21 protein-coding genes and 1 tRNA gene are annotated in these 25,430 nt (G+C 68.8%); 12 read left to right on the top strand and 10 right to left on the bottom strand.

Annotation, left to right across the window (positions count from 1 at the left end; genetic code table 11):
- Positions 1-22: 22 nt before the first annotated feature.
- From pknB to KU893_RS21820, 7 genes are read right to left on the bottom strand one after another with little or no spacing between them, the layout of a single operon-like run.
- Positions 23-1,909 (bottom strand): Stk1 family PASTA domain-containing Ser/Thr kinase, encoded by a 1,887-nt coding sequence (pknB, locus tag KU893_RS21850; RefSeq protein WP_218236798.1) that lies wholly within the window; start codon positions 1,907-1,909, stop codon positions 23-25.
- Positions 1,906-3,423, bottom strand: a complete 1,518-nt coding sequence (locus tag KU893_RS21845) for a serine/threonine-protein kinase (protein WP_257440876.1) — start codon at positions 3,421-3,423, stop codon at positions 1,906-1,908. Before KU893_RS21845 ends, pknB begins: the two co-directional genes overlap by 4 nt.
- Positions 3,424-3,430: 7 nt before the next feature.
- The gene (locus KU893_RS21840; protein ID WP_218236796.1) at positions 3,431-4,963 is read right to left on the bottom strand and encodes a peptidoglycan D,D-transpeptidase FtsI family protein; all 1,533 of its coding nucleotides are present in this window, start codon (positions 4,961-4,963) and stop codon (positions 3,431-3,433) included.
- A 58-nt stretch (positions 4,964-5,021) separates the two neighbouring features.
- Entirely contained in the window at positions 5,022-6,410 is a 1,389-nt protein-coding gene (locus KU893_RS21835) for an FtsW/RodA/SpoVE family cell cycle protein (RefSeq protein WP_218236793.1), read from the bottom strand.
- Positions 6,411-6,422: 12 nt separating this feature from the next.
- On the bottom strand, positions 6,423-7,928 hold the full coding sequence (locus KU893_RS21830) for a PP2C family protein-serine/threonine phosphatase (RefSeq protein ID WP_218236791.1): 1,506 nt from the start codon (positions 7,926-7,928) through the stop codon (positions 6,423-6,425).
- Complete coding sequence (locus tag KU893_RS21825; RefSeq protein WP_218236789.1) at positions 7,929-8,393, bottom strand: FHA domain-containing protein FhaB/FipA; 465 nt, start codon at positions 8,391-8,393, stop codon at positions 7,929-7,931. It abuts the gene before it with no gap.
- On the bottom strand, positions 8,386-9,135 hold the full coding sequence (locus tag KU893_RS21820) for an FHA domain-containing protein (protein WP_218236787.1): 750 nt from the start codon (positions 9,133-9,135) through the stop codon (positions 8,386-8,388). The genes KU893_RS21825 and KU893_RS21820 overlap by 8 nt, the downstream gene beginning before the upstream one ends.
- 191 nt (positions 9,136-9,326) lie before the next feature.
- On the opposite strand from KU893_RS21820, the gene KU893_RS21815 reads away from it, so the two are divergent.
- From KU893_RS21815 to KU893_RS21775, 9 genes are all read left to right on the top strand, one after another.
- Positions 9,327-9,410, top strand: a tRNA-Leu gene (locus tag KU893_RS21815).
- A gap of 558 nt (positions 9,411-9,968) precedes the next feature.
- Entirely contained in the window at positions 9,969-11,003 is a 1,035-nt protein-coding gene (locus KU893_RS21810; RefSeq protein ID WP_218236784.1) for a hypothetical protein, read from the top strand.
- Complete coding sequence (locus tag KU893_RS21805; RefSeq protein ID WP_218236782.1) at positions 11,000-12,571, top strand: AMP-binding protein; 1,572 nt, start codon at positions 11,000-11,002, stop codon at positions 12,569-12,571. Before KU893_RS21810 ends, KU893_RS21805 begins: the two co-directional genes overlap by 4 nt.
- A 79-nt stretch (positions 12,572-12,650) precedes the next feature.
- Complete coding sequence (locus KU893_RS21800) at positions 12,651-14,087, top strand: aminobutyraldehyde dehydrogenase (protein ID WP_246593042.1); 1,437 nt, start codon at positions 12,651-12,653, stop codon at positions 14,085-14,087.
- 11 nt (positions 14,088-14,098) lie between these two features.
- Positions 14,099-15,406, top strand: coding sequence for a (Fe-S)-binding protein (locus KU893_RS21795; protein WP_218236780.1), 1,308 nt, complete (start codon positions 14,099-14,101; stop codon positions 15,404-15,406).
- Positions 15,403-16,917 carry an FAD-binding oxidoreductase gene (locus tag KU893_RS21790; RefSeq protein ID WP_218236777.1) on the top strand — a complete coding sequence of 505 codons (1,515 nt, stop codon included), beginning with the start codon at positions 15,403-15,405 and terminating at the stop codon, positions 16,915-16,917. The genes KU893_RS21795 and KU893_RS21790 overlap by 4 nt, the downstream gene beginning before the upstream one ends.
- Positions 16,914-17,204, top strand: coding sequence for a hypothetical protein (locus tag KU893_RS21785; RefSeq protein WP_218236775.1), 291 nt, complete (start codon positions 16,914-16,916; stop codon positions 17,202-17,204). The genes KU893_RS21790 and KU893_RS21785 overlap by 4 nt, the downstream gene beginning before the upstream one ends.
- 13 nt (positions 17,205-17,217) lie before the next feature.
- Positions 17,218-18,255 (top strand): NAD(P)H-dependent amine dehydrogenase family protein, encoded by a 1,038-nt coding sequence (locus KU893_RS21780; RefSeq protein ID WP_218236773.1) that lies wholly within the window; start codon positions 17,218-17,220, stop codon positions 18,253-18,255.
- Entirely contained in the window at positions 18,252-19,628 is a 1,377-nt protein-coding gene (locus tag KU893_RS21775; protein ID WP_218236771.1) for a hypothetical protein, read from the top strand. The genes KU893_RS21780 and KU893_RS21775 overlap by 4 nt, the downstream gene beginning before the upstream one ends.
- Positions 19,629-19,783: 155 nt before the next feature.
- On the opposite strand, the gene KU893_RS21770 is transcribed toward KU893_RS21775, so the two are convergent.
- Both KU893_RS21770 and KU893_RS21765 read right to left on the bottom strand, forming a co-directional pair.
- Positions 19,784-20,515, bottom strand: coding sequence for a PDC sensor domain-containing protein (locus tag KU893_RS21770; RefSeq protein WP_218236769.1), 732 nt, complete (start codon positions 20,513-20,515; stop codon positions 19,784-19,786).
- The gene (locus tag KU893_RS21765) at positions 20,512-21,654 is read right to left on the bottom strand and encodes a FadR/GntR family transcriptional regulator (protein ID WP_257440878.1); all 1,143 of its coding nucleotides are present in this window, start codon (positions 21,652-21,654) and stop codon (positions 20,512-20,514) included. Before KU893_RS21765 ends, KU893_RS21770 begins: the two co-directional genes overlap by 4 nt.
- A 124-nt stretch (positions 21,655-21,778) precedes the next feature.
- Here KU893_RS21765 and KU893_RS21760 point away from each other — a divergent pair, with 124 nt between their 5' ends.
- Genes KU893_RS21760 through KU893_RS21750 form a run of 3 tightly spaced genes read left to right on the top strand, consistent with a single transcriptional unit; the run spans position 21,779 to position 24,778 of the window.
- On the top strand, positions 21,779-22,387 hold the full coding sequence (locus tag KU893_RS21760) for an SDR family NAD(P)-dependent oxidoreductase (RefSeq protein ID WP_218236767.1): 609 nt from the start codon (positions 21,779-21,781) through the stop codon (positions 22,385-22,387).
- Positions 22,347-23,594, top strand: a complete 1,248-nt coding sequence (locus KU893_RS21755; RefSeq protein WP_246593041.1) for an acyl-CoA dehydrogenase family protein — start codon at positions 22,347-22,349, stop codon at positions 23,592-23,594. Before KU893_RS21760 ends, KU893_RS21755 begins: the two co-directional genes overlap by 41 nt.
- Entirely contained in the window at positions 23,594-24,778 is a 1,185-nt protein-coding gene (locus tag KU893_RS21750; RefSeq protein ID WP_218236765.1) for a phosphotransferase family protein, read from the top strand. The genes KU893_RS21755 and KU893_RS21750 overlap by 1 nt, the downstream gene beginning before the upstream one ends.
- Before the next feature lie 243 nt (positions 24,779-25,021).
- Here KU893_RS21750 and KU893_RS21745 read toward each other — a convergent pair whose 3' ends face one another.
- The gene (locus KU893_RS21745) at positions 25,022-25,330 is read right to left on the bottom strand and encodes an integrase core domain-containing protein (protein ID WP_372449731.1); all 309 of its coding nucleotides are present in this window, start codon (positions 25,328-25,330) and stop codon (positions 25,022-25,024) included.
- Between the last annotated feature and the right edge of the window lie 100 nt (positions 25,331-25,430).

The following is a 25,430-nucleotide window of genomic DNA, read 5'->3' as shown; positions in this document are numbered from 1 at the left end:
CGATCTGAGGGACAGCGGGCGATCAGCGCCCGACCCGCCCGAGCGGGTTGAGCGGGTCGGTCCCGGCGCTCACCTCGGCGCCGTCGCCGACCCCGTCGCCGTCGGAGTCCGGGTTGGTCGGGTCGGTGCCGCGGGTGGCCTCGTCGGTGTCGGTCAGGCCGTCGCCGTCGGTGTCGGGAGCGGGCGGTGCGGGCTCGTAGACCGAGATGAAGATGATCACCTCGGTGCCCTTCGGGCGCGGTCCCTCGCCGGGGATCTGCTCGGTGACCCGGCCCTTCTTCTGGCTGGCGTCGTCGGGCCGGGCGTCGCGGGTGATCGGGGTGAAGCCGGCCTCCCGCAGTGCCTGCTCCGCGGCGGCCTGCTTCATGCCGACCACGTTCGGCACGTCCTCGGGGCCGTCGGAGATGCACAGCTCGACGGTCGCGTCCTGGTCGACCATGGTGTTGGCGGCCGGGTTCTGCTCCACGACGGTGTTCGCGGGCTCGTCGGTGTCGCACTCGCGCTCGGTGATGTTGCGTTGCGCGATCCCGGCCGCGACCAGGGTCTCGATCGCGGCCTTGCGCTTCTGCTCGAGCACCGACGGCAGCGCGAACTGCCCCTTGCCCAGCGACACCACGAGGTTGATCCGGGTCCCCTCGGCGACGTAGTCGTCGCCGATCGGGTCCTGCTCGATCACCCGGCCGGCCTCGATGGTGTCGTCGTTGCGGACGCTGACGGTGCCGACCTCGAAGCCGGCCTTCCCGATCGCGCTGCGGGCGTCGTCCTCGGTCATCCGGACCACGTTGGGCACCCGGACGTCGGGGGGCGTGTTGTCGAAGAGCCGCGGCAGCACGAAGAACGCCGTGCCGATGAGGGCGGCGACGAGGACGCCGAGGAGCACCCACAGCGTGGTCCGGCTGCGGCGGTCGCTGTCGCGGTCGGGCGGCAGCGGCTGGCGGATCGCCGTTTCGTGGTGCTCGACCGGCGCGGCGTGGCGCGGCGCGACGACGGACGTCTCGCTGGTCTCGGCGGGCAGCACCGCCTGCACCGGGCGGCCGGCGAGGTAGCGCTCGATGTCGGCGCGCATCTGGGCGGCTGACTGGTAGCGGTCCTCGACCCGCTTGGCGAGCGCCTTCATCACGATGGCGTCGACCTCGGGGGTGAGGTCGTCCTCGTGCCGCGACGGGGGTACGGCGGGCTCGCGGACGTGCTGGTAGGCGACCGCCACGGGGGAGTCGCCGACGAACGGCGGGCGTCCGGTGAGCAGCTCGTAGAGCAGGCAGCCGGCGGAGTAGACGTCGGAGCGGGAGTCGACGGTCTCGCCGCGGGCCTGCTCCGGGGAGAGGTACTGGGCGGTCCCGACGACGGCCGCGGTCTGGGTCATCGAGGACTGGGCGTCGCTCATCGCGCGGGCGATGCCGAAGTCCATCACCTTCACGTCACCGGACGGGGTGAGCATGACGTTGCCGGGCTTGATGTCGCGGTGGATGATCCCGGCGCGGTGGCTGTAGTCGAGCGCGGACAGCACGCCGCTGGTGATCTCTAGGGCCCGCTCGGGCAGGATCTTGCGGCCCTCGCGCAGGATGTCGCGCAGGGTCCGCCCGGCGACGTACTCCATCACGATGTAGGGGACGACCTCGGTGCTGCCGTCGGGGTGGGTGGTGCGCTCCTCGCCGGTGTCGTAGACCGAGACGATCGCCGGGTGGTTGAGCGACGCCGACGACTGGGCCTCGCGGCGGAACCGGGCCTGGAAGGTGGGGTCGCTGGCGAGGTCGGTGCGCAGCCGCTTGACGGCCACGACCCGGCCGAGCCGGGTGTCGGTGCCCTTGCGGACCTCGGCCATGCCGCCGCGGCCGAGGAGCTCGCCGAGCTCGTACCGCCCGCCGACGACGGGCCGGCCGGTGCCGGGCTCGTGCGGAGGAGTGGTCACTGGGCACCACCTGTCAGGTCGGTGGGAGCGGTGGGCAGGGTGATGGGGTCGGTCGGCTGCGTGGGCGGCGTCGTCGGCTCCGGCACGGGACCCCAGAAGTAGACGACGATCGTGTCGCCCACGGTCAGGGTGCCGTTGCGGGAGAACCGGGACACGGTGTCCTCGTCGCAACCGCCGTCGTTGACCCGGGAGTCCTGCTCCCAGGTGACCTTGAGGCCGTCGTTGCGCAGGTCGTCGACCGCGTCGTGGTAGTCGCTGAAGCAGGTGTACTGGTCCTCGTCGACCTCGACCGTCTTCGGCGCCTCGGTGGTGGGCTCCGTCGTCGGTTCGGTCGTCGGTTCGGAGGACTCCGTCGTCGCCTCGGTGGTGGGCGTCGTCCGCGGGGCGTCGGTGACCGGGGTCTCCTCGTCGCGGTTGCCGAGCAGCAGCACGGCGGCGACCACGGCGAGGACGACCAGCACGATCACGGCCAGCGCGATCGGCCACGGCGACCTGCGCTCGTCGTCGCCGTCCTTGCCGGGCGGCGTGTCGCCGGCGAAGGCCGAGGGGCTGTCGAGGCGGTGCATCGGCTGCGCCGGCGGCGCCGCGACCGGGACGGGCGGCACCACGCCGGTCAGCACCCGGGTGTGGCCGTCCTCGGCATCGGCCGCCGCGGAGGCCGCGGCCACCTCGGGCGAGCGCAGCGCCTCGGCGAACGCCGCGCCGTCGGCGTACCGCTCGGCGGGGTCCTTGGCCAGCGCGCGGCGTACGACGGCCGCCAGCGGGCCCGGCACGCTCGGCGGCAGCTGCGGGACGGGCTGCTGGAGGTGGGCCAGCGCGGTCGCGACCGGCGTCTCGGCCTCGAACGGGCGCTGTCCGGACAGGCACTCGAAGGCGACCACGCCGAGCGAGTAGACGTCGGACGCGGGGGTCGACGGGTTGCCGCGGGCCTGCTCGGGGCTGAGGTACTGGGGCGTGCCCATGACCGACCCGGTGCGGGTCAGCGCGACCGAGTCGAGCGCGCGGGCGATGCCGAAGTCGGTGATCTTGACCGTGCGGTCGGCGGTGACCAGCAGGTTGGCCGGCTTCACGTCGCGGTGCACGATGCCGGCCCGGTGGGCGACGCCGAGCGCCTCGGCGGCCTGCGCCATCAGGTCCTGCACGACCCCCGTGTCCAGGGTGCGCCCGCTCGCGCGGGCGTTGGCCAGCAGCGCCGAGAGCGGCTGGCCGTCGACCAGCTCCATGACCAGGTACGGCGGCAGGTGGTCGCCGTCCCCGTCGGTGTGGCCGGCCCCGTAGTCGTAGACCCCGGCGATGCCCGGGTGGTGGAGCGCGGCGGCGCTGCGCGCCTCGCCCTCGAAGCGGCTGCGGAACAGCTGGTCGTCGGCGTACTCGGGCTTGAGCACCTTGACCGCGACCGGGCGGCCCAGCCGGGTGTCGGTGGCGCGCCACACCACGCCCATGCCGCCGGTGGCGATCATGGAGTCGAGGCGGTAGCGACCGGCCCGGTCGGCGTACCTGCTCTGCTCGGTCACTTCGCCATCACTTCTTCAGCACCGCTTCCATCACTGCCTTCGCGATCGGACCACCGAGCTGGCCGCCCGCGATCTCGCCGCACGCCCGGTCGGGCGCCTCCTCGATCATGACTGCCACCGCCACCTCGGCGTCCTGCGTGGGAGCGAAGGACACGAACCAGGCGTACGGCGGCTTGCCGCCCGCGCTGCACAGCGAGTCGCCGCGCTGCGCCGTACCGGTCTTGCCGGCCACCTTGACCCCGTCGATGGCGGCCGGCGACGCCGTGCCCTTCTCGACGGTCGCCTCGAGCAGCTGGGTGAGCTCGCCGGCGGTCTGCGCCGACACGGCGTGCTCGTTGAACACCTCGGGCTCGGTCGTGCGCAGCACGTTGAACCCGGCGGTCTGCACCTTCTCGACCAGGTAGGGGCGCATCAGTGTGCCCTGGTTGGCGATCGCGGCGGTGACCATGGCCATCTGCAGCGGTGTCGCCTGGACGGTGTTCTGGCCGATGCCGGTCTGCGCGGTCTCGGCGAGGCTGAGCTCGCGGGTGCCGCCGCCCTCGCTCTCGGGAATGTCGACGCCGGTCGGGTACACCGACTGCACCTGGCCCTGCAGGTCGCGCAGGTAGTCGCTGTTGAAGCCGAACGCCTCGGCCTGCGCGCGCAGCCTCTCCGGACCGACCTCGACCGCGAGCTGGGCGAAGGTGGTGTTGCACGACCACTCCATCGCGGTCGAGAAGCTGATCTTCGCGGGGCTGCACTGGCCGCGGCCGTCGTTGCCGATCTCGTGGGTCGTGCCCGGCGGCTGGTAGCTCGCGCCCGCCGGGACCTGGTCGCCGGCGTGGAACTTGTCGTCCTCGATCGCGGCGGCCGCGGTGACCAGCTTGAAGGTCGAGCCGGGGAACAGGCGGGTCCGGATCGCGCGGTTGAGCAGCGGCTCGCGCTCGTCGGCGTCGAGCGCCTGGTAGGCGGCGGACGCCTTCGCGGAGTCGTGGCTGGCCAGCTCGTTGGGGTCGTACGACGGGTAGCTGGCCATGGCGAGCACCCGGCCGGTCTTCGGCTCGATCGCCACCACCGAGCCCTCGCCGCGGGGGCCGAGGGTGTCGCGCAGGCCCTCGAAGGCTGCCTTCTGCGCGGCCGCGTCGAGGGTGAGCACGACGTTGCCGCCCTGGGCGGTCTCGCCCTTGAGCAGGTCGACCAGCCGGGTCACGAACAGCTGCGGGTCCTCGCCGGTGAGCACGGCGTTCTGGCTGCGCTCGATCCCGGTCTGGCTCCCGAGCTGGAGGTAGCCGGTGACCGGTGCGAACATCCGGGCACCCTCGGGCGGGTAGACGCGCAGGTACTTGTAGCGGTCGTCGACCGGCTTGCTCGTCGCCACCGGTGCGTCGCCGACCAGGATCTGGCCGCGTTCGCGGCTGTAGGACGCCTCGGCGACGCGGGCGTTGCGGGGATCCTCGTTGTAGGAGCCGGACTTCACGAACTGCACGTAGGTCACGTTCGCCATCAGGGCGAGGAACAAGAACATGCAGAAGATCGAGACCGCGCGGATCGGCTTGTTCACTGCGCGCACCTCCCCGAGGTCGCCCAGGGGCTCGGGCCGCTCGACGCGCTTGTGGCGTTCATCGCTGGGGCACCACCTTCACGAGCTGGGTGGCCTGCTCGTCCGGGTCCTCGGCGTCGGGGGTGAGGTCGGGCAGCGGCCGGCGGGCCTGGTCGGAGATGCGCAACAGGATCGCGATGATCACCCAGTTCACGACGAGCGACGAACCGCCGTACGACAGGAACGGTGTGGTGAGGCCGGTCAGCGGGATCAGCCGGGTCACGCCGCCGACGACGACGAAGACCTGCAGCGCGAAGACCGCGGCGAGGCCGGTCGCGACCAGCTTGCCGAAGCCGTCGCGGGAGATGAGGGCGGCGCGCAGCGCGCGCTCGACGACGAGGCCGTAGAGCAGCAGCACGGCCATCACGGCGGTCAGGCCGAGCTCCTCGCCGATCGCGGCGAGGATGAAGTCGGACTCGACGTACGGCACCCGCTCGGGCATGCCCTCACCGAGGCCACGGCCCATCAGGCCGCCCCACGCGAAGCCGTAGAGCGCCTGGACCAGCTGGTAGCCCTTGCCGTCGGCGTCGGCGAACGGGTCCAGCCAGATGTCGACCCGGCTCTGCACGTGACCGAAGAGCCGGTACGCCGCGGTGGCGCCGCCGAAGAACAGCAGGGCGCCGACGACCAGCCAGCCCGGCCGCTCGGTGGCGACGTAGAGCATGACGAGGAACAGGCCGAAGAACAGCAGGCTGGAGCCGAGGTCGCGCTGCAGCACCAGGATGCCGAGGCTGACCACCCACATCATCAGGATCGGGCCGAGGTCGCGCCCGCGGGGCAGGTCGACGAAGACCACGCGGCGGCCGGCGAGGGCGAGCGCGTCGCGGTGGACGACGAGGTAGCCGGCGAAGGTGATGACGAGCAGCAGCTTCGCGACCTCGCCGGGCTGGAAGCTGAACGGGCCGAGCGAGATCCAGATCTTCGCGCCGTTGATGGAGGTGCCGAGCCCCGGCACCATCGGCAGCACCAGCAGCACGATCGCGGCCAGGCCCGAGGTGTAGGTGAACCGGGCGAGCAGCCGGTGGTCGGGCAGCGCGACCAGGGTGCCGACGAAGAGCGCGACGCCGAGCGTCATCCAGGTCAGCTGCTGGCTGGCGAGACCGGTGTCCTTGGCCAGGTCGACGCGGTGGATCACCGCCAGGCCCAGGCCGTTGAGGGCCGCCACGACGGGCAGCAGCACCGGGTCGGCGTACGGCGCGACGACGCGGACCGCGACGTGGGCCGCGACGACGAGCAGGGTCAGCCAGCCGCCGTACCCGATCAGGTTGGCGGGGACCTCTCCGTCGACGCCGAGGCCGACGGCGGCGTAGGCGCCGATCCCGACGACCAGCGCGAGCACGAGCAGGAACAGCTCCGCGCCCCGCCGGCGGCGGTGCACGAATCCCATCAGTGCGGAGTTGGTGGCCATCGCTGCTCGCCCTCAGCTGCCCTGCGGTGCGAGGGAGGTCAGGTCGGCCGCGCCGCCGGGCGTCGGGGCGGTGGGCGCGGGTGCGGTGGTGGGCGCCGTCGTGGGCGCCGTGGGTGTGCTCGCGGGCGGGACGTCGGACCGACGGCCGTTGGCGCCGATCCGGGTGATCGCCTCGCGGGCCCGCTCGACGCTGCCGTAGATCATCGCGCCGTCCCGGACCTCCTCCTGCGTGGACTCCTGCAGGTCGGCGACCTCGAGGTCGGAGACCTCGTAGACGTGGGAGAGACCGGGGACGTCGACGCCGCGGTAGATCACGACGTACCCGTCGCTGTCACCGCTGCCTTCGCCCACGTAGTACTTCTGCTGGCTCCACCAGTACGCCGTGCCGAGCGCGCTCCAGACCACGCCGAGCACGATCGCGGCCGTCAGCAGACGCCGGGCCCAGGCGAAGCGCGGCGGCGGCTGCGGGGCATAGCGCAACGCCTCGGGGTCGAGGATCGGGTCCTCGGGGATCGCGTAGCCGACGCCCGGGATCTCGGCCGGGACGGGCTCGAGCTCGCCGGTGTCGCCGGCGCGGTGGCCGCGGAACAGGCTGCGTGCGCGGCGCCGGCTGATGTCGGCGGCGGCGCCGACCACCATCGCGTCGGCGGGGGTGCGCTCGCCGGGGTCGACGACGTCGGCGACCACGCAGGTCACGTTGTCGGAGCTGCCGGCGTCGAGGCTCGCCCGGACCAGCTCGATCGAGGTGAACTCCGGCGTGCCGTCGGTGAGCAGCTCGGTGATCCGGCCGTCCTCGAGCACCCCGCACGCGCCGTCGCTGCACAGGAACAGCCGGTCGCCCGGCACCAGCTCGAGCGCGAACAGGTCCGGCTCCACGTCGTGGAGGCCGTCGAGCGCCTTGAGGATCAGGTTGCGGTGGGGGTGGACCCGCGCCTCCGCCTCGGTGATCCGGCCCTCGTCGATCAGGCTCTGCACGAAGGTGTGGTCGTTGGTCAGCTGTGACAGCTCGCCGTCGCGCAGCAGGTAGGCCCGCGAGTCACCGATGTGACCCACCGCCAGCCGCTTGCCGTCGAAGAGCGCGACCGTGGCCGTCGTGCTGGTGCCGTTGAGGGCGGGGTCCTGGTCGACCTGCGCGCCGATCGACACGTGCGCCTCGTGGAGGCCGTCGTTGACCCGGTCGATCACGTCGACCGAGCCCGGCGCCTCGTCGAGCTGGCGCAGCTCGCTGATCGCCGTACCGGAGGCGACGTCGCCGCGGGCCGCGCCGCCCACGCCGTCGCAGACGGCCAGCAGCCACGGGCCGGAGTAGCCGGAGTCCTGGTTGTCCTTGCGCACCCGGCCGACGTCGGACACGGCGTACCCGTCGAGCTGGAGCAGCGGCTGCGTCACCGGCAGGGGGACGTCGACCGTGTCGGGCTGGGGGTCGTGCGGAGCGTCGGGCTCGGAGGCAGGCTCGGAGGCAGGCTCGGAGGGGGGCTGGGGGACGAGCTGGGGTTCGGTGCCGGCGGCGTCGGTCATCTACTTCCTCAGCTCCACGATGGTCTTCCCGACCCGGATCTGCGAGCCGAGGCCGACCGGGACGGGCTGGGTGAGCCGCTGGCTGCCGAGGTAGGTGCCGTTGGTGGAGCCGAGGTCCTCGACGTACCACTGGCCGCCGGACTCGACGATGCGCGCGTGGCGGGTGGAGACGTAGTCGTCGTCGAGCCGGATGGCCGCGTCGTTGCCGCGGCCGATGAGGACCGGGGCCTGGGACAGGTCGGCGACGATGCCGGTGTTGACGCCCTGCACGACCTCGACCCTGGTCGGCTGGCCCCGGCGCGGGCTGGCCTGCTTCGGGGCACGGGGCTGCTTGCCGGGCGCGGCCGGGGAAGGCACGCGGGCGCCGAACATGTCGGAGCGGATCACCGAGATCGCGGACAGCACGAAGATCCACAGGATCGCCAGGTACGCGATCCGGACGAGGAACAGGGTCAGCTCAGACATCGCCCACCACCTGGTTGGTCTCCTGGAGCAGTCGGAGGACGAGGGACGTGTGCCCGATCTGGACCCGGGAGCCGTCGTGCAGGGCCGCCCGGGCGACCTTCTGTCCGTCGACGCGGATGCCGTTGGTCGATCCCATGTCGTGCACCTCGACGTGGACGGGACCCGGGGCCGTCGTACCGGGTGGGGGCGGCGGGGTCGTGATGAGGAACTCGGCGTGCCGCCGGCTCACCCCGGGGTCGTTGATCCGCAGGTCGGCCTCGCTGCCGCGCCCCACGACGAGCCCGGGCGCCTGCAATGGGTGCTGGGTGCCGTTGACCTCGAGCACCGCGCGCGTGCGCTGGCTGCTCAGCCGCTGGCTCTGCCCGGTCACCTCCGCCTCCGCCTGGCTGCGCACCCGGAACCGTCCGGTGCCCAGGTCGTCGGCCGACTCGAAGACGATCCGGATCGGGCCGGGGAAGACGTAGGACTGCAGTTCGGCGTGCTCGGTCAGCTGGCTGGCGAGCTCGCTCGCCAGCGCGGAGTCGTACGGCGCGAGCCGCTCCAGGTCGCCCTCGGAGAGCTCCACCACGAAGCTGTTGGGCACCAGCCGCCGCTGCCGCGAGAGCACCTGCGCCTTGTTGTCCAGCTCGCGCTGGAGCGCCGCGGCCACCTCCACGGGCTGGACCGCGCTGCGGAAGGTGCGCGCGAAGACGCCGGAGATCGCCTGCTCGAGCCGCTGCTCGAACCGCTGCAGTCCGCCCACGTCGCTGCCCCTCCTCCCGCACACGTCGCGCACCGGGCCCCTGTCCCGACGTCGCCCCGATCGTATCGGTGGCTCCTCGCCGGTCCCGGGACCTTGGCTCCCGTCCCGCCTGCCGCCCGGCGAGGCGGCTCGCCGGTGACGCCCCGTTTTGGGCGAGCGGTCGCTGCTGGGCTAACCTGACGGGGCTTCACGCGCGAGTGGCGGAATAGGCAGACGCGCACGGTTCAGGTCCGTGTGTCCGAAAGGACGTGGGGGTTCAACTCCCCCCTCGCGCACGTGTGGGCCGGTCTAGGCAAGACCGGCCGAACGGTTTAAGTATTGGGAACAGGCTCTGACCAGCGGGAATGCTGATCAGAGCCTGTTCCCGTGAGGGCGCCCGTCAGCCCGGCCCGCGCCGAATAGTGCGCCTCAGAGTGGTCGCTGTGCGCAGTGGCTCCCATGCGGAGCCTCCATGAACCTCGGACAGCAGGAGATCGCCGTTCGGGTTGGCCCCCATTGCGCGCCGGGCCTTCTGCTCCAGCACTTCGTTCGTTTGGCGACCGAGCAACGCACTTCCTCGCGGCTCGACCATGACCCTTGGGGGGCGGAGCGTGGGGTGGTTGGGCACCCTGCGCCCGATGTGGTTGCAGTTGATGTGTCGGCCCCCGACGTTGCGTGCCCGTGGTGACCGTAGGCCCGATGCGTGTCTGGGCTGGAGCTACGCCCGCCGTGGGTCGCCCGAGGGCATGGGGTCGCGCTCTTCCTCAGAAAAGAGTGTGATCTGGGCTACCCCTAAATCCGATTACCTTGTATGTTTTCGGATTGTCGCCGTCGTGAGTTGAAGGAGCCAAGTCGTGTCCAAGCGCGTCGTCCTGGTGGGTCTCGGAGCCACTGGCGTGGCCATGGCCCGGTCGTTTATGGAGCGCAACGACCTCCGAGTCGTCGGCGCCGCCGACAGGAACCCCCAGGCGGTCGGTTCCGACCTCGGGGACGTTCTCGGAGTCGAGCCGCTCGGTGTGGTCGTGGTTGACGATCCGGAGAAGCTGCCCGAGGCGGAGCTCGCCGTGGTCGCCACCACCTCGGACCTGAACCAGGTGGCAGCGACCGTGCTCCCTCTGGTCGCGGCCGGATACAACGTGATGAGCATCTGTGAGGAGCTCTCGTTCCCCTGGGTGAGCCACGCGGAGGTCTCACGTCAGATTGACGACGCAGCGAAGGCGAGCGGGGTGACGGTGCTCGGCACGGGTGCGAACCCCGGAGTGCTGATGGACACCCTGCCGCTTCTGCTCACGGTCCTGACTCAGGACGCCAAACGCATAACGATCCGTCGTCGCACCAACATGTCCCGCTACGGAGCCATCCTGCGGAAGTTCGGCCTCGGTCTCACACCGGACGTCTTTGAGACTGCTCAGGCAGCAGGGGAGGTGGTCGGTCACTACGGGTTCGAGCAGGCCATCGGTGCTGTCGCCAGCGGCCTCGGATGGGAGTTGGACGCGATCGAGGTGGACGACGTCACGCCGGTTCTGCTGGCCCAAGACCTCCGCACCGGCGCTCATCTGAGCATCGCGCCGGGGCAGATCGCCGCTGTCGCCCACGCGGCTCGCGGGCTCGTGGACGGCAAGGCGGTCATCGACCTGGAGATCGTGTTCGGCTTCTTCGCGGACGGCGACACGGTGCAGGCCGGCGACGACTACCGCATCGAGGGTGAGGAGCAGGTCCTTGAGCTGTCGTCCTCGGTGGGGTTCGAGTCGTTCCTCAGCACGATCGCGGCGGCGGTCAACACCGCCGCCGCCGTCGTCGACGCCCGGCCCGGTCTGCTCTCCATGGGCGACCTGCCGGTTCGCGAGCTCGCCTCGAAGGGTTCCCGTCTCACGGGCGTGCAGCGATGACACGACACGACGACACGCCCCTCAGCCCGGTCAGGTTCCTCTGCCGTGCCGCAGCCGTGCACGGCGAGAAGCTCGCCGTCGTCGACCGTGACCGTCGTTTCACATACGGAGAGTTCTACGAGCGGGCCCGCCGGCTGGCCGGCGTCCTGTTCGAGCGCGACCTGCGGGCCGGAGGCCGGGTCGGGGTGATCGCGACGAACACGCGGGAGATGCTCGAGGCGCACTACGGCGTGCCCTTCGCGGGCGGGGTGCTCGTTCCCCTGAACTCCCGCCTGAACGCCAGCGAGATCGCGTACATCCTCGGGCACGCGGACGTGCAGGTCCTCATCGTCTCCGCGGAGCTCGAGGCAGTGGCGCGTGAGGCGATCGCCCTCGCCACGGCCAACCCCGTCGTGTTGGTCGCCGGCGAGCAGTACGAGACCGCGCTCGCGCAGGCCAAGCCTTTCGAGATCCACGTCGCGAATGAGCTAGCGACCATCGCGATCAACTACACCAGCGGTACGACGGGCAAGCCCAAGGGAGTCGTGTACACGCATCGCGGCGCCTACCTCCAGTCGCTCGCGATGGCTTTCCACTCGGGTATGGGCCTCACCTCCACCTACTTGTGGACGTTGCCGATGTTCCACTGCAACGGGTGGTGCTTCACCTGGGCGGTGACGGCCGTGGGCGGCACGCACGTGTGCCTGGAGAAGGTCGACGCGGCGTCCGTGTGGGGCGCCGTTTCCGAGCATGGCGTCACGCACATGTGTGCTGCACCCACGGTGCTTTCCACGTTGACGGCCGACCCAAGTGCTCCACCGCTCGACGCGAGCAGGGTGTGGGTGGCGACTGGGGGGTCGCCGCCCGCACCTGCACTGTTGGCGCGGGCGCGGGCCTGCGGTCTCGACGTCACTCACCTCTACGGAATGACTGAGACCTATGGGCCGGTCGTCATCAACGAGTGGCGGTCCCAGTGGGACGAGCTGCCCGCCGAGGACCAGGATCGACTCAACGCGCGCCAAGGGATCGGCAACATCATCTCCGACATCGTCCGCGTCGTCGACGGCAACGGGGACGACGTGCCCGCTGACGCGGCGACCATCGGCGAGATTGCGCTGCGCGGCAACAACGTCACCCCGCGCTACTACCTCGATCCCGAGTCAACCGCCGCCGCCGTGCCCGACGGTTGGTTCCGTAGCGGTGACCTTGCCGTGCGCCATCCCGACGGCTACATCGAGATCCGTGACCGAGCCAAGGACGTGATCATCTCCGGCGGAGAGAACATCAGCTCGGTCGAGGTCGAGCAGGCCATCCTCGAGCACCCGGCCGTCCAGGAGGCGGCGGTGGTCCCGATGCCGCACGAGCACTGGGGTGAGCGCCCGGTCGCTTTCGTGTGCCTGCGGACTGGAGCCGAGGCCTCGGCGGACGAGCTGCGCGAGCACCTCGTCGGGCGCTTGGCGAAGTTCAAGATCCCGGACCGTTTCGAGTTCGCCGATCTGCCCAAGACAGCGACCGGCAAGGTCCAGAAGTTCGAGCTCAAGAGGCAGCTCGCCACGTCTCCCGCGACGACCGCAGGGACAACCCCGTAGCCCGCACCGCCTCAGAACGCTCCGGAGGAACCCGGGGCGAGACCGAGAACGTGACAAGAGAACGAAAGAGGACAGAACGATGCTTGACCCGAATGACGTGAGCGCACTGAACCTGATCAACGGAGAGCTCGTCCCCGCGCAGTCCGGCCGGCTGCTCGACGTCATCGAACCAGCCACGGAGGAGGTGCTCGCGCAGGCGCCGGCCAGCGGTGCGGCGGACGTCGACGCAGCCGTGACCGCCGCGACCGAGGCCTTCAAGACCTACCGCCGTACGACGCCCGGTGAGCGCGCCGAGATGCTCCTGGCGCTCGCTGCGGCAATCGAGGAGCACGCGGACCACCTGGCGATGCTGGAGTCGCGCAACGTGGGCAAGCCGCTTCCGGTCGCGCGCGACGAGGTTCCGCTCGTCGTCGACAACCTGCGGTTCTTCGCCGGTGCCGCGCGCTCGCTGGAGGGTCGAGCCGGTGGTGAGTACCTCAACGGCTACGAGTCCTATGTCCGGCGAGAGCCGATCGGTGTCGTCGCGGGCATCGCGCCCTGGAACTACCCGCTCCTCATGGCGGCGTGGAAGTTCGGCCCCGCGTTGGCGACCGGGAACTGCAGCATCCTCAAACCGTCCCGGCAGACTCCTCTGACTGCTCTATACGTCGCCAAGCTCGCGCAGGACATCTTCCCGGCGGGCGTCTTCAACGTCCTGTCGGGCTCCGCTGCTGACATGGGCGACTCCCTGGTGGGTGACCGCCGCATCGGGCTGGTCTCCGTGACCGGTGACACCAGCACCGGCAAGCACATCGCGAAGGTGGCCTCTGACCATGTTGCCAAGGCGCACCTCGAGCTCGGAGGGAAGGCTCCCGTCATCGTCCTGGACGACGCGGACGTCGACGCCGTCGTCGCGGGCGTCACGCTGGGCGCCTTCGTGAACTCGGGCCAGGATTGCACTGCGGCCTGTCGTGTCATCGCTACGCCGGGGGTCTATGACCAGCTGGTGGCGAAGCTGGTCCCCGCGGTCGAGGCGCTCAAGGTCGGCAACCCCGGGGAGACCGAGGACCTCGACATGGGGCCGGTGGTCTCGGCCTCGCACCGCCAGTCGATCCTCGACGTGCTCGCCAAGACGGACGGCGAGATCGCAACGGGCGGTCGTGCTATCCCCGGCAAGGGCTACTTCATCGAGCCGACCGTCGTCACCAACCCCAGCCAGCACGACATCATCGTGCAGACCGAGCTGTTCGGCCCGGTGGTCTCTGTGCAGCGCGCGGATGACGTCGACCAAGCCTTCGAGTGGGCCAACGACGTCGACTTCGGTCTCGCCGCGTCGATCTGGACGCAGAACCTCAACCACGCCGCTCGTGCGGCGCGCGACCTCGACTTCGGCTGTGTGTGGGTCAACGACCACCTGCCCGTGATGTCCGAGATGCCCCACGGCGGCTTTAAGCAGTCGGGATATGGCAAGGACATGTCGGTCTACGGCCTCGAGGAATACACCCGCATCAAGCACGTCATGACGAAGTCCGTCTGAAGGGTACGACGATGAGCAACGAACACGAGCACAACGAGAGCGCCACTGCCCCCACGGCAGCCACCGCCGCGACGACCGTCGACCTGGGCACGCCCCAGTTCCTCGGTGAGGTCGAGCAGGCCTTCGTGGAGAAGTGGCACGAGAACGCGACGGGCTGCTTCTCCTCGGGGCACAAGTTCTGCCGGGAGGTCTGCCCGGTCACCCAGGTGACCCGCAATGAGAACCACACGCCGACCGCCTTCCACGCCAACGTGATCGCGATGGAGAAGGGGCACCTCACTGTCGAGGACGTCGCCGACGACTACGTCCACTGCACGCAGTGCGGCGGGTGTGAGGTCCGGTGCCCGAACACGCTCATGGTCGGCGACTTCTACCGCGCCCGCACCGAGACGGTGAAGGTCGTTCGCGCGATGCGGGCGATGCTGGTGGACAAGGGCCTGGACCGGGAGGGATGGAAGGTCTGGAACCGACTGACGAACGAGCTGAAGAACGAGCCCGTGCTCGGCGTCGAGGGGGACAGCCCGAACGCCCAAGCGCAGGTCCGCGACTGGGCCGAGGGCCTCGACATCCCCATCGGCGGCGACACGATCATGTTCGTCGACTGTGAGGCGGCCTACTACCGGACCTCGGTACCGCGCGCCACCGCACAGATTCTCCAGGCGGCCGGCTACGAGTTCGGCCTGATGAACGAGCAGTGGTGCTGCGGCGGGCCGGCCGGCGAGATGGGCTACGTCGAGCAGTCAATGGCTTTCGCCCGGCACAACGTCGACGACTGGCGCAAGTCCGGTGTCAAGCGCATCATTGCGATCGAGCCGCACGACTACGTCCACTTCACCGAGGACTACCCCGCGTACTTCGGCGAGGAGTTCGACTTCGAGGTCGTCCAGATCATCGACCTGGTTGCAGAGCTGATCCGCGACGGGCGGCTCAAGCTGACCGAACCCATCGATCGGGTCGTGACGTACCACGACCCTTGCCGCCTCAACAAGCGCAAGGGCATCCACGAGGCGCCGCGCGAGATCCTGCGGTCCATCCCGGGCCTGACGTTCAAGGACGTCGACCGCGTCACACAGTGGTCCTATTGCTCCGGCGGCGGTGGTGGTCTCCCGATCGAGAAACCCGAGATCACGGCGGAGATCAGCCGTCGCCGCCTGGAGAAGGCCTCGGAGCTCGAGGTCGACACCCTCGTGTCCGCCTGCGTGTGGTCGGAGCGACCGCTGACGGCCGCAGGCGACGAGGCCGGCATCGAGGTCAAGGACATCATCGAGCTCGTCGCGGAGTCGGCGGGCATCGAGATCGGCGGGAGGACGCGAGCGTGAGCACCATCAGCATCGAGGACGAGGTCATCGACCGACTCAACGCCATCCTCGGCGAGGACGGGGCGGTTCTGACCAACAAGTCGAGCCGCTTCAACCGCGCTCGAGTGCCTGCGCCCTTCCCGGTGCACCGCTGGGAGGAGTTCATCCCCGACATCGTCGTCCTTCCCCGGACCGCCGAGCAGGTCTCGCAGATCGTCAAGCTTGCCAACGAGTACAAGATCCCGGTGGTCCCGCGCGCCGGCGGCACCGGACTCGCTGACGGCGCCGTCCCGATGAAGGGCGGCATCGTCGTCGACATCAAACGGATGGACCAGATCAAGGAGATCGACCTGGTCAACAACACGGTGACGGTGGGTCCCGGCATCAACATGCAGACACTGAACCGGTCGCTGAAGAAGCACGGCGTGATCTACCCCGACGACCCGGCGTCGTACGCGTGCGCGCTGGTCGGAGGTCGCATCGGGACGAGCGGGCTCTCGCTGCTGGGTGCTCGCTACGGCCACACCCGGGACCTGGTCATCTCCTTCGAGATCGTGACGCCGACCGGCGAGATCATCGAGGTCGGTGAGGGCGGTGGTCGTAAGGTTCGCAAGTCGTCGACCGGCTACCACCTCAAGCAGCTCTTCATGGGACACCAGGGCACGCTCGGCATCGTCACCGAGGCCACCCTCGAGCTGGTGCCTCGCGCGGAGGCGGAGTTCGCCGCGTTCTTCCTCTTCGAGGACTACGAGACGGCCTACAAGACCTTCGCGCTGATCGCCAAGAGCGGGCTCGCGACCCTCGGCGGCGTGATGATGTTCGACCCGGAGAAGGTCGACTACCTGCGTCGCGACGACGAGGCGTACATCATCCAGCCCGACTGGGTGAAGGCCGTCTGCGCTGCTTCGCTCTTCGGCACGAAGATCGAGGTCGAGGTCGGCGCCAAGAAGGTCATGGAGCTCGGCAGGAGCCTGGGCGGTCGCTACATCGGCGACGAGATCGCCGCCGGTGACTGGGCCGCACGCCACGACCGCTACGCGAACCCGCTGCACGGCCGCGACAAGGACGGCAAGGTCGTGCCCATGTCGTGGCACTGCGAGGACGCCGCGGTCCCCTACAGCGAGGTCCCCGAGGTCCTGCGCAAGTGGCACGAGATCGCCAAGCGCTACGTCGACCAGTACGACATCTTCGATGACTGGGGCGCCTTCCAATACACCAACGGCGCCCACAAGCCGTGGGCCGACGTCCTCGTCGAGATCGACATGGGCCTGTGGGAGGACCGCATGGACGAGGAGTCGTGGCAGGCGTTCGTCTCCCTGAAGCGTGAGATCGCCCAAGTCGCCATCGACCACGGCGGGTCCATGTCGTCCTGCCACGGTGCCACGCGCGCGGGTGACGCCGAGCTGGTGCCCACCGAGATGGGAGCGTCCTGGGAGGTCATGAAGACCATCAAGCGCGCCCTCGACCCAAACAACATCATGAACCCGGGCAAGCAGAGCCTCGACGAGGCCTACGAGGAGGTGACGGCGTGAGCGGCGAGTACAGGTTCGGAAGGTGGGTGCCTGCGGAGCAGGTGCCGCCTGAGGCTGAGCGGGTGACCGACCAGGTCATCCAGCGTTTCGAGCACGTCTTCGAGGTGGACCCCGACCTCATGGGGCGGCACTTCAACCAGCAGAAGATGGCGACATGGGACACCAAGCGGATCGTGGCCGCTCGCTGGGACCACTTGGACGCCGTGCACGCCGAGTTCGCAGATGAAGTAATCCTCGCCGGCGAGGGGCCTGACCCCGGACCGACGACCAGCCAGGAACACGAGTAGGGAGTCACCCGGAATGAACCGCATCAAGGCCGCCATCTACGGTGTGGGCGCGATGAACTCGATCGCCACCCGCATGCTGCTCGACAAGGACGTGGAGATCGTCGCCGCGATCTCCCGGAGCAAGGACAAGGTCGGCAAGGACCTGGGAGACCTGACCGGACTCGGCCGGCAGCTCGGTGTGATCGTCACCGACGACGCGAAGGCAGCACTCGCGGAGTCGGGAGCCGACGTCGCCGTCATCGCCGTCAACAGCTACATGACCGACGCCGTCGAGCAGCTTCGCAACTGTGCCGAGGCGGGTGTCAACGCGGTGACCCTCTCCGAGGAGGCCCTCTACCCGTGGAACACCTCGCCCGAGCTCACCGCGGAGCTCGACGCAATCGCCAAGCGCACCGGCGCGACGCTCACGGGCACGGGCCACCAGGACACCTACTGGGTCAACATCGTCGCGATGATGATGGGAACCGCCCACCGCATCGACCACGTGACAGGTCGCGCCAGCTGGAACGTCGACGACTACGGCCCTGAGGTCGCCGGCGACCAGCAGGTCGGCAAGACCGTCGAGCAGTTCAACCAGTGGCTCAGCGGTGCCGAGCGTCCACCGACCTTCGGCCGCAACGTGCTCGACGCCCTCGTGGCCGACGCCGGGCTGACCGTCAAGTCGATCACTTCCACCACTCGGCCCGACGTCGCCGCCGAACCGATGCACTCCCAGGCCCTCAACCTAGACGTGGCGGCCGGCGACGTCATCGGGTTCACGGACATCGATGAGATCCAGACCGAGGAGGGTGTCGTCTTCACCTTCGAGATGTCCGGTCGGGTGTACGGCGAGACAGACGGCGACATCAACGACTGGGAGATCAAGGGCGAGCCCGATCTGGTCCTGTCCAACGGCAACGTCCCCACCCAGATCACCACCTGCACGCAGTTGGTCAACCGGATCCCTGACGTGATCAACGCCGACCCCGGGTTCGTGACGATGGAGAAGCTGCCCCGCCTCAAGTACCGGGCATTCGGGTTCCACACCTACCTCGAGGCGGGTGCGGAATGAGCGCCGTCCTGCTGGCCGTAGAGACCTTCGGTGACCAGGTCAACTCCGACGCCTTCACCCAGAACTTCTTCTACATCATGTCCTCGGCGGCAGTGGTCCTCGGACTGCTGGGCCTGATCCTCGTCGACTCAGGCCTCGTCCGCACGGGGAACGTCCTCTCCACGGCGATCCAGAAGCTCACCGCGTTCGCGATCGGCACGGCGGCGTACATGGTGGTCGGCTTCGCGCTCTGGAACTATCAGTACAACAAGGCGTTCGGAGTTCCCGACGGGTTCTCGCAGGCCATCAAGGACTGGTGGTTCGGCGGCAACTTCATGAACGACTACGCCCAGAACATCGACTCCGCGGTGGCGCCAGGCGCCGGCAACTCCCAGATCTTCTTCGTGTTCCTCGCCGTCTACGGGGGGTTCGTCTGCGCGCTCGTCCACACCGCCGCGTCGGAACGAATCAGAAGCGCGCCGCTGTACGTCATCTCGGCATTCATCGGTGGCCTGATCTACCCCGTGGTGCTGTGGCTGACTTGGGGCTCTACCAGCCCTCTCACCAACGCCGGAACCCACGACTTCGTCGGGGCCTACAGCTCCTACATCTTCGCCGGTTCCTTCGGGATCGTGCTGACCCTGAAGCTGAAGCCTCGCCTCGGTTTGTTCCCCAAGCCGGGCCAGTCGGCGACCTGGGCTCCCCACAACGTGCCCCTGGCGCTTTTCGGTGTGGTTGTACTGCTGTTCGCGGCTCCCCTGATCGTCATGGGTTGCGGATTCTTCGTTCCCGAGGACGGCTACTACGGCGTCTCGATGACGACCTCCGGACTTGGGCTCGTCTACACCAACGTCTTTGTGTCGTTCGCCGTCGGCGGCCTCGTCGGTGGCGCGATCGCCTACAAGACGCACAATCCCGTGCATGCGATCCTCGGACCCATCTCAGCCTACGTTGCCAACACCACGGCGTTCGATGTCCTCAAGCCTTGGGAGACCGTGCTCGTCTCGATCTCGGGCCCCGTGGTCGTGGCAGTGGCCTACACCTGGGTGAACAAGCGAGGCATCGACGACGCCAAGGTGTTCCCGCTGGCATGTGCCGCGATCGTCGGCGACCTCATCGTCGGCGTGCTCGCATGGGGCACTGCGACCGGAGGCTACTTCGGCCTCGAGGGTGACTACGGTTTCCAGCACGCCGAGATCAACCTCTGGTGGCAGATCCTGGGAATTCTCGTCACGGTGGGAATCGGGGTCGTGTCGGCGCTGGCGCTCGTCACGGTGCTCGGCACGTTCATGCAGCTTCGCGTCAGCCCTGAGGACGAGATCAACGGAATCGACGCTGCGCGGTGGGGCCCCCGAACCGAAGAGGTACCTGCCGCCCACGCCTCCACCTCCTGACCCCAAGGGCGGCTTCCGGTCCGAACAGCGGACGCCTGTCCCTCGCGACCAGCGAGGGGCAGGCGTCACCGCATTGCGGGCTGCGCCGCCCTCGGGCTGGCGAGAGATGTACGCAGCTGGGTGCGACTCGAACCCGGGGCGCCGCCGAGACCGGATCAGGGCTTGGCGACTGCGATCTGCCAGTCCGACCAGTCGCCGACCTGGAGAGCGGTCTTGAAGCAGGCCTCATCCTCGTCGGGCATGGACGCCAGCCGTTCGCCCGGCATCCACCGGACTGAGTTCGTTGCCACGACGGTCCTGTCCCGGTTGACGACGACGACGTCACCGGGGAGCTGGCAGAGCTCGTTCGTGATGAGCTCCTCGGCAGCTTGCGCCATCAGGTCGATCGCGACGACACCGAGGAACTCAGCGCCCGACAGCACCGGAACGGCCAGCGTGATGACCAGGGCGTCAGAGCCCGAGTAGTCGAGGTACGGCCCGATCAGCGTGGGACGCAGCCGGTCGCGCGTTCGCAGGTACCAATCCATCTCGACGTAGTCGTACGCCTCGAGGTCGGTCGTGTCGAAGTTGAGCTGGAGTCGCTTGATGGCGTCTCCGCGCTGCTGCAGCCAGAGCATGTAGCGAATCGCATCGTCGACCGCACCCGGCGCGGCGATGTAGCCGCTGCCGATGATGGCCGGTGAGTCCTTGATGATCGCCTCGACATGCTGGCTCAAGGACTCGACGTCGCCTGCGGTGAGTCCACCGCTGCTGGACGCTGACGAGAGCGCTGCGAGCTGCTCGGCGTACGAGAGCAGTGGAGTCAGCCGGTCGTCGATCTGTTGCTCAAGCCAAGTCGAGATGCGCGTCAGCTCGCGCTCGGGCGTGACCGATCCGGTGCGGCTCATGACTGCCTCCTGGTGGGTCGCGTCAGGGAAAGGTACGCCGCGGTGAGACGCTTCAGGTTGTTCGTGACGTGCTTATGCGCCAGTTCCCCGGCAACCTCGCCGTCCTCCTTGGAGATGGCGGTGGCAATGGCCAAGTGCTCCTCGTGCTGGGCCACGACGTCGCTCTCAGGAAGGTGTGAGGTCCACAGCAAGCCGATGGTCTCGGCTTGAAGGGCAACCTCGCGCCGCGTCAGTCGCTCCGACCTCGTCGCAATCGCGACCTCGATGTGAAATCGGCTGTCCGCCTTCATGCGGTCGCCCCGGCTGGTCGCCTGCTCAAGCTGCTGTGCGAACTGGAGGATGCGTTTGACGCTCGCTTCGGATGCCCGTTCAGCAGCCAACGTCGCGGCGGTCGTAGCGATCGCCAAGTGCTCGTCAGCGAGGTCTCGCAGCGCGGTCGCAGACATCCCTCGGAGCCGGGCGACGTCGGGCTTCTCGTCGGGTTCAGCAGCCCGGCGCACGAAGGAACCACCTGTGCGCCCCCTGCGTGTCTCGATCAAGCCACGCTCGCGCAAGGTCGCGATCGCCTCCCGCAAGGTCACCGGTGAGACCCCGAACTGCTGAGCGAACTCGGCCTCCGGGGGCAGGCGTTCGCCGTCGGTGAGAAGGCCGAGCTGGATGGCTTCGGAGATGCGTACCGCGACCTCGTCGGCCCGGCCGGTGGCGCCCAGAGGCGCGATGAGGATGGAGTGATCCGTGCCCATCGCAGTCCTTTCGCGCCGTTGGAAACTCGGACGGTAGCAGTCTAGCCATAAATACGTCAGCACTGTATGTTTTGCGGAGTCCAGCGGCACGAGCAAGGAAACTTCGATGACGGACTTCAGGAACCCCGAGCAGGCGCAGCTGGGTGCAACCACGCCCTTGGACGCCGATGCGCGACAGATGAGAGAGCTCGGTCTTGAGGCCGAGGTCGCCCGCGACAAGAGCCCGAGGGCCAACTTCTCGCTGGGATTCGCCAACCAGTCGCCCTGGTCGGCGTATATACAGTGCTCGCGTTCGCCGTGGCGACAGCAGGCCCGCCGATGGTCTGAAGCTTTGTCCTCGTCGGTGTCGGCCAGTTGCTGGTCGCCCTCACCTTCGGTGAGTTCGTCTCGCAACACCCGCCGGCGGGCCGCGTCTGGCCCTGGACGCACCGCCTGTGGGGGCGCAAGTTCGCCTGGTACCTGGCAAGCGACCAGCCGCCCGGCGACGCCGTCCGCCCCGGTGTACACAAGGCGTCCTGACATGGTTGCTTCGATTCCCCCGACGTTCCTCGCCGCTGGTCGATTCGCGCACGAGAGCGAGGTCGTCTCAGGTCCGCGGTCTGCTCTCATCACCGGCGCTTCCCGAGGCATGGGTCGGTCGATCGCTCTCCGGCTCGCGCGCAAGGGCTATGGCGTGACCATCGCTGCCCGAGGTGCCGGCGAGCTTGCGGCCGTCGCTGAGGAACTGGCCGCAGCCGGTGCGCCACAGGTTGAAGTCGTCGCTGCGGACTCAGCCGATCGCGACGCGGTGGCGGGGGTGGCAGAAGCCCACCGTGCACGCTTCGGTGCAATGGACGCGCTCGTCCTCAATGCCGGTGGGGGCACCACAGGTGCCTTGGAGCAGACAGACCTGCGTCGTCTCGGCAAGTCTTTTGAGGAGGCCGGCAACGGCGTGACGGCGACGGCCATCGCGCCGGCGTTCGTCGACACCGACATAGCGGCGTGGGTGTCCGAGGTCATCGAGCCCGGATCCATGATCCCGACCAGCGACATCGTGGATGTCGTAGAGATGCCGCTCGGGCTCGGCAGTAGCTCCGTCATCGGACGGATTGTCATGTCGCGCTCTGGAACAAGCGGCTACTGCGCCTGACGGCGCCGAGCGAGACGAGGAAGATCTCATGTACGACCCCAAGATCACCGCGGCAGCGACCGAGGACTTCGTGCGCGAAGTTGTCCTGCCCCTCGACGACCGGCACGACGGTGACATCGAGGCCGCTGGCGGTGACAGGCTCCGCATAGAGCTGCAGGCGGCCGCGAGGCAGCGCGGCATCTTCGCCCCGCATGCGCCAGTCGAGTTCGGCGGTGGCGGCCTGAGCATGGTGGACCGCGCAGCGGTCTTCGAAGAAGCCGGCTACTCGCTGTTCGGGCCGCTGGCGCTGAACATCGCGGCTCCCGACGAGGGCAACATGCACCTGCTCGACCACGTCGGGACCTCGGCGCAGCGTGAGGAGTTCCTCGCCCCGCTGGTTCGTGGAGAGGTGCGCTCCGGTTTCGCCATGACGGAGCCGTCCCCGGGAGCCGGATCCGACCCGAGCGCCTTGACCACCGTTGCCTCGCGCGTCGCCGACGGCTGGCTGATCAACGGCCGGAAGCGGTTCATCACCGGCGCTGACGGCGCCAGCTTCTTCATCGTGATGGCGAGGACGTCCGGGACCCCGGGCGAGCATGGACACGGAGCCACCATGTTCCTGGTGCCCGCCACCACCGAGGGTCTCGATGTCGGGCGCCACATGCACACCCAGGACAAGTCGATGGTCGGCGGTCACTGTGAGATGACCTTCACCAACGTCCTGGTGCCGGACTCCGCGATCCTCGGCGAGCGAGACCTCGGTTTCCGCTACGCCCAGGTCCGCTTGGGGCCCGCGCGAATGACGCACGTGATGCGCTGGCTCGGCGCCGCACGTCGAGCCCACGAAACCGCCGTGGTGGTCGCCTCCGAGCGAAGGGCATTCGGGGATCGCCTGGTCGATCTCGGGATGGTGCAGCAGATGATCGCGGACAACGAGATCGATCTCGCGGCCACACGGGCGCTGCTGCTCAAAGCTTGCGTCGTCCTCGACGATGGAGGCCGAGGATCCGAGGAGACGTCGGTCGCCAAGATCTTCGCGGCTGAGGCTCTGTGCCGCATCGCGGACCGTGCCCAACAGATGTGCGGTGGGCTCGGCGTCTCCGCCGAGCTGCCCGTCTCCCGCATCGCCCGCGAGCTGCGCCCCTTCCGGATCTACGACGGTCCCTCAGAGGTCCACCGCTACTCGATTGCCAACCGCGCCGTACGCCGAATCACGGAGGCCAAGTGATGTCCAGCAACCAGACCGGCTCTTCCCTGTCAGCGCCCCTCGAGGGTGCTGCCGCTCCGGGGGTCCTCGGAGATGCCGAGCTTTGTCGCCTCGGCAGCTGGCTCGAGACCCAGGGCCTCCGGGTCGACGCGAACCTGTCGGCCGAGCAGATCGCCGGCGGACGCTCGAACCTGACGTACCGGATCGACAACGGACCCGAGACCTGGGTTCTGAGGCGGCCCCCCGCCGGCGGAGCCACTCCTTCCGCACACGACGTCCAGCGCGAGTACCAGGTCACCCAAGCCTTGGGGGGGACGGACGTCCCCATGGCACGCGCGATCGCCGCGAGCAACGACCTGACCGTCATCGGCGCTCCCTTCACGATTGTCGAGTTCGTCGACGGGGAGGCGGTTCGCTCGGAGGCCGACCTCGCTGCCCTGGACGACCTCAAGCTGGTTCACGTCGTCGACCAGCTCGTGGACTCGCTCACCCGACTTCACGCGGTGGATCCGGCTTCGGTGGGTCTCGAGAATCTCGGACGTCCCGACGGCTACGCGACCCGTCAGCTTCTCCGGTGGTCGGGCCAGTGGGACATCGTCGGCGGTCACGCAACGCCGTTCACCAAGTCCGCAGCCGAGGAGGCCCTCCGTCGTCTCGCAATGGGTCTGCCGAGCCAGACAAGGACGAGCATTGTCCACGGCGACTACCGACTCGACAACGTCCTGCTGGAACCCACGACCGGCGATGTGTTGGCTGTCGTCGACTGGGAGTTGTCGACGCTCGGCGACCCAGTCGCAGACGTCGCCTTGATGGGGGTCTACCGAGAGCGACCGCTGAACGCCATCCTCGGCTTCGAGGCCGCATGGACCAGCGATCGTCTGCCGCAAGCTGAGGAGCTCGCGGAGCGGTATGCCACCCGTAGCGGGTCGGACCTCCCCAACTGGGAGTTCTGGATGGGCCTGTCGGCGTACAAGCTCGCCGTGATCGCCGCTGGCATCGACTACCGGTGGCGGACGGGGACGACGGCCGAGGAGGGTTTCGACCAGGCTCAACATGCTGTCGAGCCCCTGATGCACATCGCTCTGGCCTACGCGCTTTCCTCCTCCGCTAGCGGGGAGCGACTGAACGAGGAGCCGGCAGCGACTCGCCGAGGCAGTGGCTGCGGTAGCGGCGGTGGTGGCTGCGGTGGTGGCGGCTGCCGTTGAGGTCAACGAGTTCGCACCGGCGACGACATCGGGCATGGAACGACGCGTCGCGGCCTCTCGGCGGTAGGTAGCGGCCGGGTCGCTACATACCGTCAAGCCGAGCGATCGGCCTGCCTGCCCGAGGGACGGCACGGCTTGTTGAAACAGTGACCGTGGTTGAGTTGGCCGAGATGGTTGCGACCGAGGTGATATTTCAGGCTCTCGACCTGCCCTGGGTTCCGCGGAGTCGAGATTCTTGGACTGTCATGCCACGGTGATGGTGCTGACGCGTTCGAACGCTATCGGCGTGAGCCGCCCGAGCTGGCTGTGTCGCCGGCGCCGGTCATGCCAGATCTCGAGGTAGTCGAACATCGCGTTGGCGAGTGCGACGCGGGTCTTCCACTTCATCCGATCCAGCAGTTCGACCTGCATCCGGGACCAGAATGACTCGATCATCGAGTTGTCGTAGCAGTCCTCGACGCTGCCCATCGACGGCACCAACCCGGAGGCCCTCGCGCGATCGGTGAAGGCCCAAGAGCCGAACTGGGCAGGTTCAACCAGTCGATGCAACACCGTTCTGTAGTAGGGAGCGTAGTTGCTCCTCGAAGACCTCAGCAGGTGTCTTCCATCCGAGGGTCTTGCGGGGCCGGTTGTTGAGCGTGTGAGCGACGGC

Origin of the sequence: Nocardioides daeguensis, from assembly GCF_019192965.1 — a bacterium.
Lineage (GTDB): Bacteria > Actinomycetota > Actinomycetes > Propionibacteriales > Nocardioidaceae > Nocardioides > Nocardioides daeguensis.
Note: the sequence above shows the minus strand (reverse complement) of the source record. Positions and strands in the feature narration are given on the sequence as shown.

Bases quoted from the DNA above. Each gene is read 5' to 3' on its own strand.
- KU893_RS21835 (WP_218236793.1), bottom strand. From the start codon at position 6,410: ATGGCCACCAACTCCGCACTGATGGGATTCGTGCACCGCCGCCGGCGG.
- KU893_RS21795 (WP_218236780.1), top strand. From the start codon at position 14,099: ATGAGCAACGAACACGAGCACAACGAGAGCGCCACTGCCCCCACGGCA.
- KU893_RS21770 (WP_218236769.1), bottom strand. From the start codon at position 20,515: ATGAGCCGCACCGGATCGGTCACGCCCGAGCGCGAGCTGACGCGCATC.
- KU893_RS21830 (WP_218236791.1), bottom strand. From the start codon at position 7,928: ATGACCGACGCCGCCGGCACCGAACCCCAGCTCGTCCCCCAGCCCCCC.
- KU893_RS21800 (WP_246593042.1), top strand. From the start codon at position 12,651: ATGCTTGACCCGAATGACGTGAGCGCACTGAACCTGATCAACGGAGAG.
- KU893_RS21805 (WP_218236782.1), top strand. From the start codon at position 11,000: ATGACACGACACGACGACACGCCCCTCAGCCCGGTCAGGTTCCTCTGC.
- KU893_RS21750 (WP_218236765.1), top strand. From the start codon at position 23,594: ATGTCCAGCAACCAGACCGGCTCTTCCCTGTCAGCGCCCCTCGAGGGT.
- KU893_RS21780 (WP_218236773.1), top strand. From the start codon at position 17,218: ATGAACCGCATCAAGGCCGCCATCTACGGTGTGGGCGCGATGAACTCG.
- KU893_RS21825 (WP_218236789.1), bottom strand. From the start codon at position 8,393: ATGTCTGAGCTGACCCTGTTCCTCGTCCGGATCGCGTACCTGGCGATC.
- KU893_RS21760 (WP_218236767.1), top strand. From the start codon at position 21,779: ATGGTTGCTTCGATTCCCCCGACGTTCCTCGCCGCTGGTCGATTCGCG.
- KU893_RS21775 (WP_218236771.1), top strand. From the start codon at position 18,252: ATGAGCGCCGTCCTGCTGGCCGTAGAGACCTTCGGTGACCAGGTCAAC.